This is a genomic window from Pseudomonas sp. W15Feb9B, from assembly GCF_000828175.1.
GTDB lineage: Bacteria > Pseudomonadota > Gammaproteobacteria > Pseudomonadales > Pseudomonadaceae > Aquipseudomonas > Aquipseudomonas parakoreensis.
In genome coordinates this window covers 15,120-31,399 of the sequence record NZ_JTKF01000016.1, presented here as the reverse complement: position 1 = coordinate 31,399, position 16,280 = coordinate 15,120, and the positions used below count along the sequence as shown (strand labels likewise).

At 61.6% G+C, this 16,280-nt stretch carries 16 protein-coding genes; 7 read left to right on the top strand and 9 right to left on the bottom strand.

Annotated elements, in window-relative coordinates; genetic code table 11:
* The first annotated feature begins 59 nt into the window (after positions 1 to 59).
* On the top strand, positions 60 to 956 hold the full coding sequence (locus tag OC71_RS09850) for a PA4780 family RIO1-like protein kinase (protein WP_041067990.1): 897 nt from the start codon (positions 60 to 62) through the stop codon (positions 954 to 956).
* 231 nt (positions 957 to 1,187) lie between these two features.
* The gene (locus OC71_RS09845; RefSeq protein WP_041067987.1) at positions 1,188 to 2,390 is read left to right on the top strand and encodes an MFS transporter; all 1,203 of its coding nucleotides are present in this window, start codon (positions 1,188 to 1,190) and stop codon (positions 2,388 to 2,390) included.
* Here the strand turns inward: OC71_RS09845 and cueR are convergent.
* The 3 genes from cueR to OC71_RS09830 form a co-directional block, all read right to left on the bottom strand.
* On the bottom strand, positions 2,344 to 2,757 hold the full coding sequence (gene cueR / locus OC71_RS09840) for a Cu(I)-responsive transcriptional regulator (protein WP_041067985.1): 414 nt from the start codon (positions 2,755 to 2,757) through the stop codon (positions 2,344 to 2,346). The two genes, OC71_RS09845 and cueR, sit on opposite strands and share 47 nt — an antisense overlap.
* On the bottom strand, positions 2,754 to 5,147 hold the full coding sequence (locus OC71_RS09835; RefSeq protein WP_041067982.1) for a heavy metal translocating P-type ATPase: 2,394 nt from the start codon (positions 5,145 to 5,147) through the stop codon (positions 2,754 to 2,756). The genes cueR and OC71_RS09835 overlap by 4 nt, the downstream gene beginning before the upstream one ends.
* 163 nt (positions 5,148 to 5,310) lie before the next feature.
* Entirely contained in the window at positions 5,311 to 5,694 is a 384-nt protein-coding gene (locus OC71_RS09830) for a hypothetical protein (RefSeq protein WP_041067979.1), read from the bottom strand.
* Positions 5,695 to 5,842: 148 nt separating this feature from the next.
* On the opposite strand from OC71_RS09830, the gene OC71_RS09825 reads away from it, so the two are divergent.
* Positions 5,843 to 6,043: a heavy-metal-associated domain-containing protein gene (locus OC71_RS09825; RefSeq protein ID WP_041067976.1), complete on the top strand. Its 201-nt coding sequence runs from the start codon at positions 5,843 to 5,845 to the stop codon at positions 6,041 to 6,043.
* A 232-nt stretch (positions 6,044 to 6,275) separates the two neighbouring features.
* Positions 6,276 to 7,478 carry a multidrug effflux MFS transporter gene (locus tag OC71_RS09820; RefSeq protein ID WP_041067973.1) on the top strand — a complete coding sequence of 401 codons (1,203 nt, stop codon included), beginning with the start codon at positions 6,276 to 6,278 and terminating at the stop codon, positions 7,476 to 7,478.
* 3 nt (positions 7,479 to 7,481) lie between these two features.
* Here OC71_RS09820 and OC71_RS28365 read toward each other — a convergent pair whose 3' ends face one another.
* The 3 genes from OC71_RS28365 to OC71_RS09810 form a co-directional block, all read right to left on the bottom strand.
* The gene (locus OC71_RS28365; protein ID WP_169842458.1) at positions 7,482 to 7,655 is read right to left on the bottom strand and encodes a hypothetical protein; all 174 of its coding nucleotides are present in this window, start codon (positions 7,653 to 7,655) and stop codon (positions 7,482 to 7,484) included.
* A gap of 153 nt (positions 7,656 to 7,808) precedes the next feature.
* On the bottom strand, positions 7,809 to 8,822 hold the full coding sequence (locus tag OC71_RS09815; RefSeq protein ID WP_041067970.1) for a zinc-binding alcohol dehydrogenase family protein: 1,014 nt from the start codon (positions 8,820 to 8,822) through the stop codon (positions 7,809 to 7,811).
* 32 nt (positions 8,823 to 8,854) lie between these two features.
* Complete coding sequence (locus OC71_RS09810; protein WP_041067967.1) at positions 8,855 to 9,148, bottom strand: putative quinol monooxygenase; 294 nt, start codon at positions 9,146 to 9,148, stop codon at positions 8,855 to 8,857.
* 118 nt (positions 9,149 to 9,266) lie between these two features.
* Between OC71_RS09810 and OC71_RS09805 the strand changes: the two genes are divergently transcribed.
* The 3 genes from OC71_RS09805 (at position 9,267) to OC71_RS09795 (ending at position 12,753) form a co-directional block, all read left to right on the top strand.
* Positions 9,267 to 10,196, top strand: coding sequence for a LysR family transcriptional regulator (locus OC71_RS09805; protein WP_041067964.1), 930 nt, complete (start codon positions 9,267 to 9,269; stop codon positions 10,194 to 10,196).
* Between the two features lie 316 nt (positions 10,197 to 10,512).
* Positions 10,513 to 11,244: a helix-turn-helix transcriptional regulator gene (locus OC71_RS09800; RefSeq protein ID WP_041067961.1), complete on the top strand. Its 732-nt coding sequence runs from the start codon at positions 10,513 to 10,515 to the stop codon at positions 11,242 to 11,244.
* Positions 11,245 to 11,373: 129 nt separating this feature from the next.
* Positions 11,374 to 12,753, top strand: a complete 1,380-nt coding sequence (locus tag OC71_RS09795; protein WP_041067958.1) for an MFS transporter — start codon at positions 11,374 to 11,376, stop codon at positions 12,751 to 12,753.
* 108 nt (positions 12,754 to 12,861) lie between these two features.
* Here OC71_RS09795 and OC71_RS09790 read toward each other — a convergent pair whose 3' ends face one another.
* From OC71_RS09790 to OC71_RS09780, 3 genes are all read right to left on the bottom strand, one after another.
* Positions 12,862 to 13,815, bottom strand: coding sequence for an adenosine deaminase (locus OC71_RS09790; protein ID WP_003221371.1), 954 nt, complete (start codon positions 13,813 to 13,815; stop codon positions 12,862 to 12,864).
* A gap of 82 nt (positions 13,816 to 13,897) precedes the next feature.
* Positions 13,898 to 14,863: a 2-oxoglutarate and iron-dependent oxygenase domain-containing protein gene (locus OC71_RS09785; RefSeq protein WP_041067955.1), complete on the bottom strand. Its 966-nt coding sequence runs from the start codon at positions 14,861 to 14,863 to the stop codon at positions 13,898 to 13,900.
* A 143-nt stretch (positions 14,864 to 15,006) separates the two neighbouring features.
* The gene (locus OC71_RS09780) at positions 15,007 to 16,080 is read right to left on the bottom strand and encodes a BMP family ABC transporter substrate-binding protein (RefSeq protein ID WP_041067952.1); all 1,074 of its coding nucleotides are present in this window, start codon (positions 16,078 to 16,080) and stop codon (positions 15,007 to 15,009) included.
* Positions 16,081 to 16,280: the final 200 nt, after the last annotated feature.

Here is a 16,280-nt window from a genome sequence, read left to right as displayed (position 1 = left end):
TTGCCGTATAACGAGTGACATTCGCGTGTTTGGTAATAAAGGACCCACAATAAAAGCTGATGAAGACTCCAAAACGCATTGAACCCCTGATCGAAGACGGTCTGGTCGACGAAGTGCTGCGCCCACTCATGAGTGGTAAAGAAGCAGCTGTTTATGTGGTGCGCTGCGGTAACCAGTTACGTTGCGCGAAGGTCTACAAGGAGGCGAACAAACGCAGTTTCCGCCAGGCAGCCGAGTATCAGGAAGGGCGCAAGGTGCGTAACAGCCGGCAGGCGCGGGCGATGGCCAAGGGTTCTAAATTCGGTCGCAAGGAGACCGAGGACGCCTGGCAGAACGCCGAAGTCGCGGCGCTGTTCCGCTTGGCCGGAGCTGGCGTTCGAGTGCCCAAGCCGTATGATTTCCTCGATGGCGTGCTGCTGATGGAGCTGGTGGCCGACGAATACGGTGATGCCGCGCCGCGTCTGAATGACGTGGTGCTGGAGCCGGATCAGGCCCGCGAATATCACGCGTTCCTGATCTCGCAGATCGTGCTGATGTTGTGTACCGGTCTGGTGCACGGTGACCTCTCGGAGTTCAACGTGCTGCTGACCCCGACAGGTCCTGTGATCATCGACCTGCCGCAGGCGGTGGATGCCGCCGGTAACAACCACGCGTTCAGCATGCTGGAGCGTGATGTGGGCAACATGGCTTCGTACTTCGGGCGCTTTGCCCCGGAGCTGAAGAAAACCCGTTATGCGAAAGAAATGTGGGCGCTGTACGAAGCCGGCACCTTGCACCCCAACAGTGTGCTGACCGGCGAGTTCGACGATCCTGAAGACCTGGCCGACGTTGGCGGAGTGTTGCGCGAGATCGAAGCGGCGCGTCTGGATGAAGAGCGCAAGCAGGCGATCCGTGCCGCCGACGATGCGCCCAAAGGCAAGTCCGACGAACCACCGCCACCACCGTGGATGCAGTAAGCGCATGAACAGAAACCCGGCTTCGGCCGGGTTTTTTTGTGCCTGCCGCATTTCCAGAACCACCGCAGATCCCCTGTGGGAGCGGGCTTGCTCGCGAAGGGGCCGTATCAGCCGCCATCCTTGTTGGCTGACACACCGCCTTCGCGGGCAAGCCCGCTCCCACAGGGATTTGTGGTGTTCCTGGAATGTGTGTGGGAATCTTGTCGCCCCTCGCACACTCAAGGATTGAATGTGAACGCCCGCCTCATCATCAGCGCCCGTTTGATCTCCGACTTCGGCGCTTTCCTCAACATGGTCGCGCTGGCGACTTACGTTTACCTGCTGAGCAACAGCGCCATGAGCGTCGGGGTGTTTCTCGCCAGCCGCGTCGGCGGGGGGATTTTTGCCAGCCTGATTGGCACTCGCTTTTACCGGCGCTGGAACGGCCGGGGGCCGCTGATTGCCTTCGATCTGCTGCGCGCGGTGTTGCTGGGCCTGCTGTTGATCTTGCCGATGAGCCAGCAGGCGTTGCTGTTGCCGGTGATTGCCTTCGGTTTGGGCTTTGGCAACTCGATGTTCGCCATCGGCCTCAACAGTCAATTGCCGAGGCTGATCGAAGCCGCGCAGCTACTGAAAACCAATGCCTGGATCACCTCGGCTTCATCGGCGGCAATGGTCGGTGCCAGCCTGGTGTCCGGCTTGCTGGTGGCGGCATTCGGTTTCGAAACGGTGTTTGCGCTAAACGCATTGACCTATGTGCTGGCGGCGCTGTTGATTGCGCCGTTGCGCTTCGCCGCTGCAGACGTCAGCGAACAATCGACCAACGAACGCGGCGAGTGGTCAGCCCTGAAACAAGGCCTGCGCAGCGCTCCGGTGATTGCGGCGATGCTCGCCGTGACCATGGCCGACACCTTGGGCAGTGCCGCGCACAACGTCGGCTTCCCGATCATCTCCAGACTGCTGACACCCGATTCGGCCAGCACCACGCTCGGCCTGATGCTGGCGGTGTGGGCCAGCGGCAAACTGCTGGGTGCGCGGATTGCCAGTCGCCTCAAAGGCACGGATAACCGTGATCTGGAGCGACGGTATTTCTTCGGCGTGGCGTTGATGTCCTGCGGTTTTATCCTGATGTTCCAGCAGCACAGCCTTCTCGGGCTGCTGCTGTTTTCCCTGCCAGCGGGGTTGGGTGACGGTATTTCCGAGGTCGGCCTGATGTCGCGCCTGCAACGCGAACCGGAGCATTTGCGCTTGCCGGTTTTCAGCTTCCTGACCTTGCTGCAAATGACCGGGTTCGGTGTCGGCATGTTGATCGCCGCGCCGTTCTACGGCTGGTGGACGCCGGGTGCCGTGGTGCTGCTGTTCCACGGCATCCCGCTTGGTACGTTGTTGACCGTTAAGCTGTTGGCGCTCAGGCGCGGGCGGGTTGCGCGCAGCAGCCCGACGCCAGTTCCTTGAGGATCGGGCAGTCGGGGCGATGGTCGCCATGACAGTGCTCGACCAGGTCCTGCAGGGTGTCGCGCAACTCGCCGAGTTCGCGGATCTTCTGATTCAGCTCGTCAATATGCTGCCGTGCCAGGGCTTTCACATCGGCGCTGGCGCGCTGGCGATCCTGCCACAAGGTCAGCAGCTTGCCGACTTCTTCCAGAGAAAATCCCAGGTCCCGCGACCGCTTGATGAACGCCAGCGTGTGCAGGTCATCATCGCTGTAGACACGGTAGCCGCTGTCGGTGCGATGGGCGGCCTTGAGCAGGCCGATCGACTCGTAATAGCGGATCATCTTTGCGCTCAGGCCACTGTGCCGGGCCGCTTGGCCGATGTTCATCGGTGCTCCTCCAGATCCTTCGGTTTCCAGGTTTTCAACAGTAGCGCATTGCTCACCACGCTGACGCTCGACAGTGCCATTGCCGCGCCGGCCAGCACCGGGTTGAGAAAACCGAACGCCGCCAGCGGAATGCCGATCAGGTTGTAGACGAAGGCCCAGAACAGATTCTGGCGGATCTTCGCGTAGGTCTTGCGGCTGATCTCCAGCGCGGCGGGCACCAGTCGTGGATCGCCGCGCATCAAAGTAATGCCGGCCGCGTGCATGGCCACGTCGGTGCCGCCGCCCATGGCGATACCGATGTCGGCAGCGGCCAGTGCGGGGGCGTCGTTGATGCCGTCGCCGACCATTGCCACCACGCCGGTTTTCTTCAGTTCGGCGACGGTGGCGGCTTTGTCGGCGGGCAGCACTTCGGCGTGCACGTTCTCGATGCCCAAAGCCTCGGCGACGACTTTCGCGCTGCCGCGGTTGTCGCCGGTCAGCAGATGGCTGTGGATACGCCGGGCGGCCAGTTGTTGCACCGCTTGCAGTGCGCCGGCCTTGAGTGTGTCACCGAAGGCGAACAACCCGAGCACCCGTGGCTGCGGGCTTTGTTCGATCAGCCACGACAGGGTCCGGCCTTCCTCTTCCCAGGCCCGGGCGGACCCGGCGAGATCACCCGCGTTGAGGCCGTTTTCCTCCAGCAAGCGCTGGTTGCCCAGCGCCAGGCGCCGCCCGTCAAGATGGCCGGCGATGCCGCGCCCGGTCAGGGACTGGCTGTCGCTGACATCGGGCACGCTCAGCCCGCGCTCGGCGGCCGCGTCCAGCACGGCTTTGGCCAGCGGATGCTCGCTGCCGCGTTGCAGGGCGCCGGCCAGTGTCAGCAGGGTATTTTCATCGCTATCCAGCGCACTGAAATGGGCGATGCGCGGCGTACCGGACGTCAGCGTGCCGGTCTTGTCGAAGACCACGTTGTCGACCTCATGGGCTCGCTCCAGCGCTTCGGCGTCCTTGATCAGAATGCCGTGACGCGCAGCCACACCGGTGCCGGCCATGATCGCTGTCGGCGTGGCGAGGCCGAGGGCACACGGACAAGCGATCACCAGCACGGCGACGGCGTTGATCAACGCGGTTTCCATAGGCGCGCCGTACAGCCACCAGCCAATCAACGTGACGAGGGCAATCAGCAACACGGTGGGCACGAACACCTGGCTGACTTTATCCACCAGTTTCTGGATCGGCGCTTTCGCTGCCTGGGCGTCTTCCACCAGCCGAATGATCCGCGCCAGCACGCTTTCCGCGCCGAGGGCGGTGGTGCGCACCAGCAATCGGCCTTCGCCGTTGATCGCACCGCCGGTGACCTGGTCGCCCGGCTGTTTTGGCACTGGCAGGCTCTCGCCGCTGATCAGCGCTTCGTCAGCGTGGCTCTGGCCTTCCAGCACTTCACCGTCCACCGGGAAGCGTTCACCGGGTTTGACCAGCACCTGATCATTAAGGCGCAGGGCGCTGATCGCGACGTCTTGTTCGCGACCATCGATGACTTGAATCGCCCGTTCCGGGCGCAAGGCTTCGAGGGCACGGATGGCGCTGGCGGTCTGGCGCTTGGCGCGGCTTTCCAGATATTTGCCGAGCAGCACCAGGGCGATCACCACGGCTGAGGCTTCGAAATACAGATGCGGCATGCGCCCGGCGGCGGTGGCCCATTCGTACAGGCTCAGGCCATATCCGGCGCTGGTGCCGAGGGCGACCAGCAAGTCCATGTTGCCGGCGCCGGCACGCACGGCTTTCCACGCGGCCACATAAAATCGCGCGCCGAAAATGAATTGCACCGGCGTGGCAAGGGCAAATTGCGCCCAGGCCGGAAGCATCCAGTGAATGCCGAATGGTTGCAGCAGCATCGGCAGCACCAGCGGCAAGGCCAGAGCGATGGCGCAGATCAGCGCCCAGCGTTCATGTTGCAGGCGCTGTTGCTGGTTATCAGTTGCAGGATGTTCGGCTTGCCAGACGCTGGCCGAGTAACCGGCCTTGCTCACGGCGTCGAGCAGCAATTGCGGATCGATCTGACCGAGCAGTTCGAGGTGGGCGCGTTCGTTGGCGAGGTTGACGCTGACGCTCCTCACCCCGGGGACTTTGTTCAGGGCGCGCTCGACGCGACCGACGCACGAGGCGCAGGTCATGCCGTCGATGCTCAGTTCCACGGTTTGTTGGGGGACGCTGTAACCGGCGCGTTCAACCGCCTCCATCAACGCCGGCAAACGGTCACCGGGTGCCTGGACGCGGGCCTGTTCGGTGGCGAGATTGACGCTGACGCCACTGGCGCCGCTGACGTTGCGCAACGCCCGCTCGACACGCCCGGCGCAACTGGCGCAGGTCATGCCGGCAATCGGCAGATCGAAAGTGATGGAATCGGACATCGGTCTTACTCCCTGTAGAAGATGTCTACAAGGATCAACCTTGCCATGCGGGCAAGGTCAAGCGCCAATCTGAAAAGCAAAAGATCGCAGCCTTCGGTAGCTCCTACAGGTGGATTGCATTCCAATGCAGGAGCTACCGAAGGCTGCGATCTTTTTCGTTGACTCAATATTCGAGGGCGGCAGGTCGCAGGTACAGCCCTTTGGCGTTGGCCGCGATCCGGTACTTGAGCACATCGCCGGCCTTGAGCGAGATCTGCTGCGCGGGCGGCGCGAGCATGCCTGCCTGGCAACCCGGCACCTGGCCAGGCAATTGTTTCAGACGAATGGACAGCGTGCCGTGGGGCAGGTTAAAGGAAGTCGTCTGTTCCTGCAGCAGACGCCCAGCGAGTTGATCATTGACGTAAACGCCAATCTCGCAGGAAGTCGGCACTTCCAGGCGCTCGCGCGAGATGATCAGAACCGCATAGTCTTCGCCGGTCGCATTGGCCTGAGGCAGGGCGGCAAAGAGGCTGAGCAAGCCAAACAGGCTGAAAGCTGACCAGCGCATGGCTGAATCTCCTGAATTTGAGTCATTGATGCACGCAGCTTGGCTGAGCGCAGCGCCGATTGCCAGCCCGGCAGTTTTACGCAGAACTTGACCTTGCCATGGTGGCAAGCTCGACACTGCCGGCAACCTCATTCAAAGGAGTCCCTCCATGCAAGTGTTCAGCGTTCAAGGCATGTCCTGCGGCCACTGTGTCAAAGCCATCACCAACGCCGTGCAGGCGAAAGATCCGGCAGCCAGCGTGCGGGTCGATCTGGCAGCCAAAGAAGTTGGCGTCGAGAGTTCGCTCAGCGCGGAGCAGGTGATCGAGGTCATCAGCGAAGAGGGCTACCCGGTAAAACTCGCCGGATAACGATAAGTCCCTGTGGCGAGGGAGCTTGCTCCCGCCGGGTCGCGAAGCGGCCCTTTTTTTCCAATTGAAAAACACTGGGCCTGCTGCGCAGTCCAGCGGGAGCAAGCTCCCTCGCCACAGGTCAGGTGTAAATCACCTGATTTTTAATAGTTAGCGAGCTATCGGAATGTTCAAGGTGTCTCAGCGCGGCTAGACTGTCGGGCTGCCGACTCCAATCCAACCTGGATGCCTGATGAACTTCCGTACCATTCTGATTCTCGGTGCCTTGAGCGCCTTCGGTCCGCTGGCGATCGACTTCTATCTGCCGGCGTTCCCGTCAATGGCGCTGGCCTTTGGCACCGATGAAAAGCACGTCCAGCTGACACTGGCAGCGTATTTCGCCGGTCTGTCGATCGGGCAGTTGTTGTATGGCCCGGTGGCCGACCGGTTTGGTCGGCGCCTGCCGCTGCTGGTCGGTGTCGGCCTGTTCACGCTGGCCTCGTTGGCCTGCGCCTATGCGCCGAATCTGCAATGGCTGATCGGGGCCCGCTTCGTCCAGGCCTTGGGCGGCTGCGCGGGGATGGTGATTTCCCGGGCGGTGGTCAGCGACAAATGCGATGCCGTCGGTTCGGCGAAAGTCTTCTCGCAGTTGATGCTGGTGATGGGTTTGGCGCCAATCCTCGCACCATTGCTCGGCGGTCTGCTGGTCAACACCACGGGCTGGCAGTCGATCTTCCTCGTGCTGACTGGCTTTAGTGCACTGGCCGGCCTCGCTGTGGCGCTGGGGTTACCGGAAAGCCTGCCGGCCTACGTGCCGCGCCAGCCGCTGTCCGGTGCGTTGCGTCAATACGGCCGGTTGTTCGGCGACCGGGTGTTTCTCGGCCACGCACTGACCGGCGGTATCGCGGTCGCCGGGATGTTTTCCTACATCGCCGGTTCACCATTTGTCTTCATCAAACTGTACGGCGTACCCGCCGAGCATTTCGGCTGGCTGTTCGGCACCAATGCAGCGGGTTTCATTCTGGTGGCTCAGGTCAACGCGCGGCTGTTGGCCAAGCGCGGTCCGTCCTTCCTGCTGGCGCGAGCGGTGTGGGTATACCTGTTGGCCGGCGTTTCGCTGCTCGCGGTCAGCGCGATGCACACCGAAGCATTGTGGCCGCTGTTGATTCCGTTGTTCGTGTGTATTGCCAGCCTCGGCTGCATCCTGCCCAATGCTGCGGCATGCGCGATGAACGGCCAGGGCGCGCGCGCCGGGAGTGCCTCGGCGCTGATGGGCTGCCTGCAATTCAGCGTGGCCTCCGGCGCGGCCTCGCTGGTGGGTGTCCTGCACGACGGCAGCGCCATGCCGATGGCCATGGTCATCAGCCTGTGCGGACTGCTGGTGGTGAGCATTGCGATGTACACCCGGCGTTTGCAGAATGCCCGGGCACTGGCGCAAGCACAGGCCGAAGCCTGAACTTCAGCCGACGGCGCGTTGTTGTCCGGGCTGGGGAATCTGATGGGGCGCGTGCAGGCGCGCTTCGAGGGTGCGGGTGAAGGCGAGCGCCTCGGCTTCACTGCGAAAGGTCACGGCGTGCTGGTCCAGACGAACTTGCCATTGAGACTTTGCCACTTCTTTTATCAGGATCTTCATTGCTGACCTCCCTTGTGTAAAAGATGCATCGCAGAGGTTTCGATTGTAGACCTGAATACGATCGCATTTGTGACAACGGAGAAGCATCTGACTGACGGCAAAAAACAGCGCCAGCCCTCAACGGGTCTGGCGCTGATTGCGGCCGTCGGATTCTCAGAAACTTTCTAAAACAATTTTGCCCTTGGCTTTGCCGCTTTCCAGCAACTCGTGCGCGCGTCGCAGGTTCGCCGCATTGATCGTGCCGAAATGCTCGCCCACCGTAGTCTTCAAGGTCCCCCCATCAATCAGCTCGGCCACGCGGTTGAGCAGTTTGTGCTGCTCGATCATGTCCGGGGTTTCGAACAGCGAGCGGGTGTACATGAATTCCCAGTGCAGCGATAGGCTCTTGCGCTTGAGTTTGCTCACGTCCAGTGACTTAGGATCGTCGATCAGCGCCAGTTTGCCTTGCGGCGCCAAGGCCTCGACCAGTTGATCGAGGTGCAGATCGGTCTGGGTCAGGCTGGCGACGTGGGTCACGTGATCGATGCCGGCGCGCTTTAGCTCTTCGCTCAACGGCTGACTGTGATCGATCACCAGATCGGCGCCCAACTCAGTCACCCAGTCGCGCGTCTGTGCGCGGGACGCGGTGCCGATCACCTTCAGGCCGGTCAACTGGCGGGCCAGTTGGGTGAGGATCGAACCGACGCCGCCAGCGGCGCCGACGATCAGCAGGCTTTGACCTTCATCGGTCTTGCCCTCACGGATCTGCAGGCGTTCGAACAGCAATTCCCACGCGGTGATCGCGGTCAGCGGCAGGGCAGCGGCTTCGGCGAAACCCAGGGACTTGGGCATGTGGCCGACAATCCGCTCATCCACCACGTGCAGTTCGCTGTTGCCACCGGCACGGGCGATGGAGCCGGCGTAGAACACCTTGTCGCCGGCCTTGAACAGCGTCACTTCACTGCCGACGGCTTTGACCACGCCGGCGACGTCCCAGCCCAGCACTTTTGCCGCGCCGTTTTCCGGCGCCACGTTCTGCCGCACCTTGGTGTCGACCGGGTTGACCGAGATGGCTTTGACTTCCACCAACAGGTCGCGCGGGCCGGCGACCGGCTCCGGCAGTTCGATGTCTTGCAGGGATTTTTCGTCGCTGATCGGCAGGGAAGCGTAATAGGCGATGGCTTTCATGACTTGCTCCGTAGCGGTAATAGAAGAAGGGCTCAGGCGATGCTGCCCAGGCGTTTCAATTGGAAGTGTTCGATACAGTGGCCGGCTGTGGTCTGGAAATTCTGGAAGTGCGCGCTGGCGTTGTGCGCCTGGAGGATTTCTTCGCTGGCCCAGTGTTCGATCACATAGAAAGTCAGCGGGTCGGCGAGGTCGCGGTGCAGGTCGTACTGGCCGCAGCCTTCCTCGGCGCGGCTCGGCTCAACCAGTGCGCGCAGGGCGTTTTCGAGGGTGTCCTGCTGACCGGGTTTAGCGATCAGGGTGGCGATGGCGGTGAATGCTTGGGACATGTTTGGCTCCAGTCGCGGGATAAATGGGCTTGGGCCAATCATTGGCTATTTCTCGGCGCGATAAAACCGGCTAAAAGAGCAGTCTCTTTCAATTTTATTTTGATAATCGAGGCTGAGAATGCTGCGTTTCGACGATTTACAGTTGTTCGTTCGCGCTGCGGACCTGGGCAGTCTGTCGGCAGCCGCGCGGGTGATGGACATGTCTGCCGCGGTGGCCAGCGCCGCGCTCAAGCGTATCGAACAGCAACTGGGCGTGCGCTTGCTGGCGCGTTCGACCCGCAGCCTGCGCCTGACCGCCGAGGGCGAAGGCTTTCTCGAATATGCCCGGGCCGCGCTCGGTTCGCTGGACGAGGGCCGGCGCTTTCTCTCCAGCGCGCAGGATCAGGTCAGCGGCATCCTGCAGTTATCGGCGCCTTCGGATTTCGGGCGCAACCTGCTGTTGCCGTGGCTCGACGAGTTTCAGCGCGAGCACCCGAAGCTGACCGTGCGCCTGTTGCTCGGTGACCGTATCGCCGACCTGTTCCGCCAGCCAGTGGACATCGCCCTGCGCTATGGCGAACCGGAAGATTCGAGCCTGGTGGCCCTGCCCATCGCCCCGGACAATCGCCGCGTGCTCTGCGCCTCGCCGGCCTACCTGGCGCGCCACGGCGAGCCGCGTCAGCTCGAACAATTGGCGCAGCACAATTGCCTGCTGTACATGCTCGGCAGCCGCGTGCATGACCATTGGAGTTTTCATGACGGCAAGCGCGAAGTCAGTCTGACGGTCAGTGGTGATCGCTTCAGTGATGACGCCGACGTCGTACGGTTGTGGGCGGTGGCGGGGGCGGGCATTGCTTATAAATCGTGGCTCGATGTCGGCACCGATGTCCTCGCCGGACGCCTCAAAGTGTTGCTGCCGGAGCTTCTCTGCGAGCGTGCTCCGCTGAATCTGTTGTGCGCCCATCGCGCGCAATTGAGTAAGCCGGTAAACCTTTTAAGGGAAATGCTCGCCAGCCGATGCGTCGAATTGAGTAGTCAATTTCCCAATTTCCCGAAACTTGATCATTAGTCGCAGGCAATTAGCGAAATTTCACTCAGGAACTATCACCATTCGCGTCAGCTACGGCGCAGGAAGCAGCGTGCATCCCGCTTATACTAGCGACCGCCTCAAACCTGCACCGACAACTGGCCAGGGCAGAATCAGGCCGGTTTTTCCAGGGCCGTGCCTGCGCCATACAAACGCTGTGAACACGCCATCGACGGGTGTGGCAGCGCTGACCTGGCTTGCACCGGCTCATGGCGTTTTACCCGTCTTGGCCGACGACACATTACTGGTCAAGATGTCTTCGAGCAGTAGACGATACGATTCAACAGGGAGTGAATACATGGAACATGCACCTTGCATCAGCCAGATCGCCACGCTGCTGGCCGACCCCAAGCGCAGCGCGATGATGTGGGCGTTGATGGATGGCTCGGCCCGCCAGACCGAGGAGCTGGCGCTGCTGGCAGGGCTGTCGCCGTCGTCGGCCAGTGCGCATCTGGGGCGTTTGTCCGCGGGTGGCCTGTTGAAAGTCGAGGTCCGTGGACGCAAGCGCTTCTTCCGTCTGGCGGCTCCGGAAATCGCAGCTGCCATTGAAGCCCTGGCCAGTGCCACGATTGCCAGTGCGCCGCGGGACGTCCCTCACGTATTCAAACGCTCGACGCCGATCAACAATCCACGAACCGCACCGTCCTCGCTGCTGCGTGCGCGCTTTTGCGATGATCATTTGGGCGGCACGCTGGCCGCCGATCTGTACCAGCGTTTGCTTGATGCCGGTTGGATCGAACAGATCGAGCAGCGGGTCGTGGTGACGCTCAAAGGCTCGACGCAGCTGGCGAATCGCGGGGTGTTCATTCAGGCCCTGGCCCATCGCAAGGCCCAGGTGGCGTGTGCCTGTCCGGACTGGAGCGAACGCCGTCCGCATCTGGGCGGTTCACTGGGCGCCGCGTTGCTGCAATTGTTCATGCAGTCCGGCTGGCTGGTGCTGCCCAAGGATTCTCGCGCATTGCAAGTCACGCCGGCCGGACAGCGGGAAATCCACTGTTTCGCCAAGGAAGTCGAGCTGGAACTGGCGTAATAGAGCGTTCGCCGATCAATACTTCGTGGCTTGCGTCGCCTGTGACTGCGAACAGGTCGTATCCAGAAAAAGCGTTGAGGCGTTATCGCGCACACTCGGTCCGCACACTTCGTGGATGGGGGATGAGGTATGGATACGCGAAACTTCAGCGCGGCAGAACGCCTGGAACGGCTGCCGCTCAGCGGTTATCACCGGGTCATTTTCATCATCATCGCCTTGGCGTTCTTTTTCGATTCCATGGACCTGGCCATGATGACGTTCCTGCTCGGCTCGATCAAAAGCGAGTTTGGCCTGAGCAGTGCACAAGCCGGCCTGCTCGCCAGTTCGAGTTTTTTCGGGATGGTGCTGGGGGCATCGCTGTCGGGCATGCTCGCCGACCGCTTCGGACGCAAACCGGTGTTTCAGTGGAGCATCGTGCTATGGGGCGTGGCCAGTTATCTGTGTTCGACCGCACAAACGGTCGAGAGCCTGACGCTGTTCCGCATCCTGCTGGGGATCGGCATGGGCATGGAGTTTCCCATTGCGCAGTCGATGCTCTCGGAGCTGATCCCGGCGCAACGGCGCGGTCGCTACATCGCGTTGATGGACGGTTTCTGGCCATTGGGTTTTGTCGCTGCCGGCGTACTGTCTTACTTCCTGCTGCCATTGATTGGCTGGCGCGACATCTTCCTGGTGTTGGCGGTACCGGCGGTGTTTGTGCTGGCGATCCGTTTTTTCATTCCCGAATCACCGCGCTGGCTGGAGCAGGCCGGACGTCACGCAGCGGCGGACAAAGTCCTCGGCGCCATCGAGGCACGGGTGCGCACGTCTCTTGGCGTTGCGACATTGCCTGAGCCGGTGCGCCTGCCAAGGACAGTGACGCCGCCGGGCAACTTCTTCTCGGCCCTGCAGCAGATCTGGTCGCCGCAATACCGCCAGCGCACGACGATGATCTGGAGCCTGTGGTTTTTCGCCTTGCTCGGTTTTTACGGGCTGACGTCGTGGCTCAGTGCCTTGTTGCAGCAGTCGGGTTTCGCCGTGACCCAGTCGGTGTATTACACCGTGCTGATTTCACTGGGCGGGATTCCCGGGTTTCTGATGGCGGCGTGGCTGGTGGAACGCTGGGGGCGTAAACCGGTGTGTATCGTCACGCTGCTGGGCGGCGGGGTGATGGCGTTCATCTACGGCCAGAGTGCGGTGTTTGGGGGCAATGTCGCGCTGCTGATCGGCTCGGGATTGTTGATGCAGTTTTTCCTGTTCGGCATGTGGGCGGTGCTTTACACCTATACGCCGGAGTTGTACCCGACTTCGGCGCGCGCCACAGGTTCGGGCTTTGCCTCGGCGATTGGGCGTGTCGGTTCGCTGCTCGGGCCGTTGGTGACCGGATTGGTGTTCCCGATTACCGGGCAGGGCGGAGTGTTTGCACTGGGGGCGCTGTGCTTTGCGATTGCGGCGGGGGTGGTGTGGCTGTTCGGAATGGAGACGCGGGGCAAGACGCTGGAAGAGCTTACAGAGTCGACACCGGTGTAAATGTGGGAGCGAGCCTGCTCGCGAAAGGCGTGTGTCAGACAACTCAAACTGTGACTGACACGAAGCCTTCGCGAGCAGGCTCGCTCCCACATTGGAACTTCAGCGTTTTTACGGTTTTACCAGACGCGCATCCAGGCTGTTCTGCGCCAGGCGCTTGGCCTGATCCTGGGTCATGCCCAGGTGTTCGTGCAGCGCGTGGAAGTTCTCGGTGACGTAGCCGCCGAAATACGCCGGGTCATCGGAGTTGACGGTGACCTTCACCCCACGCTCGAGCATGTCGAGGATGTTGTGCTGCGACATGTGATCGAACACGCAGAGCTTGGTGTTCGACAGCGGGCACACAGTCAACGGGATCTGCTCGTCGATGATCCGCTGCATCAGGCGCTCGTCTTCGATGGCGCGTACGCCATGGTCGATGCGCTGGATCTTCAGCAGGTCGATGGCTTCCCAGATGTACTCCGGCGGGCCTTCTTCACCGGCGTGGGCGACTGTCAGGAAACCCTCGTGGCGGGCGCGGTCGAACACACGCTGGAACTTGCTTGGCGGGTGACCCATCTCGGAGCTGTCGAGGCCGACGGCGACAAACGCATCACGGAACGGCAGCGCCTGATCGAGGGTTTTCTGTGCTTCGTCTTCGCTCAGGTGGCGCAGGAAGCTCAGGATCAAACCGCTGGTGATGCCCAGTTGCTGCTCGCCATCCTTGAGTGCCGCGGCGATGCCGTTGAGCACCACTTCGAACGGGATGCCACGGTCGGTGTGGGTCTGCGGGTCGAAGAATGGTTCGGTGTGAATCACGTTCTGCGCTTTGCAGCGCAGCAGGTAGGCCCAGGTCAGGTCGTAGAAGTCCTGCGAGGTGCGCAGCACATCGGCGCCCTGGTAATACAGGTCGAGGAATTCCTGCAGGTTGTTGAAGGCGTAGGCCTTGCGCAGGGTTTCGACATCGCTCCACGGCAGGGCGATCTTGTTGCGTTCGGCCAGGGCGAACAGCAACTCAGGCTCCAGCGAGCCTTCCAGATGCAGGTGCAGTTCGGCCTTGGGCAGGGCGTTGAGCCAATCGTACATATTCTTTTCTCATCAGGTGCAGATGGCGGCCATTCTACAGATGCGCGCCGAAACAATTGGCAAAACCTGACCAAGCGATCCATCACACCGCTTGCGGCTCGCGCCGATAGGCGTAGGTATCGGCGAAGCGCGACAGCAGGAATTCGGCGCAGGTGGTGGTCGGATATTTCGCCGGATGCTGTGCGTCCTGGCAACCGGGCAGGCATTCGATACGTGTGTCCGGGTGCGGCTCGGCGAAGAACGGCATCGAATAGCGATCCACTCCCAGCGGACTGATGACCCGGTGCGGCGTCGAGCGATAACGGTCGTTGCTCCAGCGTGCCATCATGTCGCCGAGGTTGACCACGAAGGTGCCGTCAATCGGTGGCGCGTCGATCCATTCACCGTTGATGTTCTTCACTTGCAGGCCGCCGGCGCTGTCCTGGTAGAGCAGGGTGATGCAGCCGTAATCGGTGTGCGCTCCGGCGCCTTGCTGTGCGGCGCTGCTGGCGGTGTGGCGTGGTGGGTAGTGGATCATCCGCAGTACGCTGACCGGCTCAACGAAGCGCGAATCGAAGAAGTCGCGTTCGATCCCCAGCGCAATCGTCATCGCCCGCAGCAGGGTTTGCGCGAGCGCCTGCATGTCGAGGTAGTGCTGCTCCATCAGCGCTTCCCAGCCTGCTTGTGCAGGATGACGATTCGGCCCGCGCAGCGGTTTTCCCGCGAGCACGTCGGGATGATCCGCCGGCAAGTGCAGGCCCATGTCGAAGGTTTCCTTGAGGTCGCTGGGTTTGTCCGGGTCGAGCTGTTCGGTGGCGATGGCGCCGTAGCCGCGATGGTGGCGGGTCTGCGTGATGTCGATCCGCAGTTTTTCTTCTGCCGGTTGCGCAAAAAAACGCTGGGCGTGGTCGAGCAGCGAGTCGATGCGCTGCGCGGAAATCGGGTGGCCCTTGATGTAGAAAAAGCCCCATTCGCGGCAGGCCTGGTCGATCTGCGCGGCGACGGCGGGCCAAGCGTTTTGGTCGGTGGAATAGAGCGGGCTGATGTCGATGACCGGAAGCTGATCCATACACAATCCTTGAGAACGCCGAAGATCAAATGTGGGAGCTGGCTTGCCAGCGATAGCGGTCTGACAGGCAACAATGATGTTGAATGTGAGGGCCCCATCGCTGGCAAGCCAGCTCCCACAGGGACGATGCAAGTTTGAAGAGATTACTTCGGCATCTCGGCCTTCATGCCTTCAACGTAGTAGTTCATCGACGCCAGTTCGGCATTGGTTGCGCTCACACCGGCCGGGATTTTCTCCACGCCGGCCTGATCCTTGATCGGCCCGGTGAACGGTTGCAACTTACCGCTCTTGATGTCGGCAATGATCTGTTCGGCCTCGGCTTTCACCGGTGCCGGCACCAGCTCGCTGATCGGCAGTTCAACCGTGCCTTCTTTCAGCCCGCCCCAGTAATCCTGGGATTTCCAGCTGTGGTCGATCACGCTTTGCGTGGCTTGAATGTAGTGCGGCGCCCAGTCGTTGACGATCGAAGTCAGCACCGCTTTCGGGCCGAAGTGCGCCATGTCCGAGGCGTAACCCACGGCGTACACGCCACGCCGTTCGGCGGCCTGAATCGGCGCCGGGCTGTCGGTGTGCTGGAACACTACGTCCACACCCTGATCGATCAGCGCGTTGGCGGCATCGGCTTCCTTGCCCGGGTCGAACCAAGAGTTGACCCACACCACCTTGATCTCGGTGCCAGGGTTGTACTTGTTCAGCGCCAGCTGGATGGCGTTGATGTCGCGGATCACTTCCGGAATCGGGAACGAAGCGACGTAGCCGATCTTCTTGCTCTTGGTCATCTTCGCCGCGAGAAAACCGCCGACATAACGACCCTCGTAGGTGCGCGCCAGATAGGTGCCGAGGTTCTTGTCCTGCTTGTAGCCGGTGGCGTGTTCGAAGGTCACCTTGGGAAACTGTTTGGCGACTTTCAGCGTCGGGTTCATGTAGCCGAAGGAGGTGGTGAAAATCAGGTCGTAGTTGTCCTTGGCCATGTTGCGGATCACCCGCTCGGCGTCGGCGCCCTCGGCCACGTTCTCGACGTAATTGGTGCTGATCTGCGCGCCGAATTTCTCCGCCAGTGCCTTGCGCCCCTGTTCATGCTGATACGTCCAGCCGTGGTCGCCGATCGGGCCGATGTAGACGAAACCGACCTTCAGCGGATCGGCAGCGCTGGCGCTCAGGCTGATCCCCAGACCGATGGCGGCGCACAGCAGTTTGTGCAGCGGACGTATTTGCATGAATTGGAGCTCCATTTTGTTGTGTGTGGTCAGGGGCAATGCAAATTGCTGACCAACAGGACAACAAAGCAAAAGATCGCAGCCTGCGGCAGCTCCTACAGGGGAATGGGAAACCTGTAGGAGCTGCCGCAGACTGCGATCTTTTCAGCGCCGGAACCAACGCAGTGCAAGTCAGCGGATTCACGCTATCGGCTGGTGCG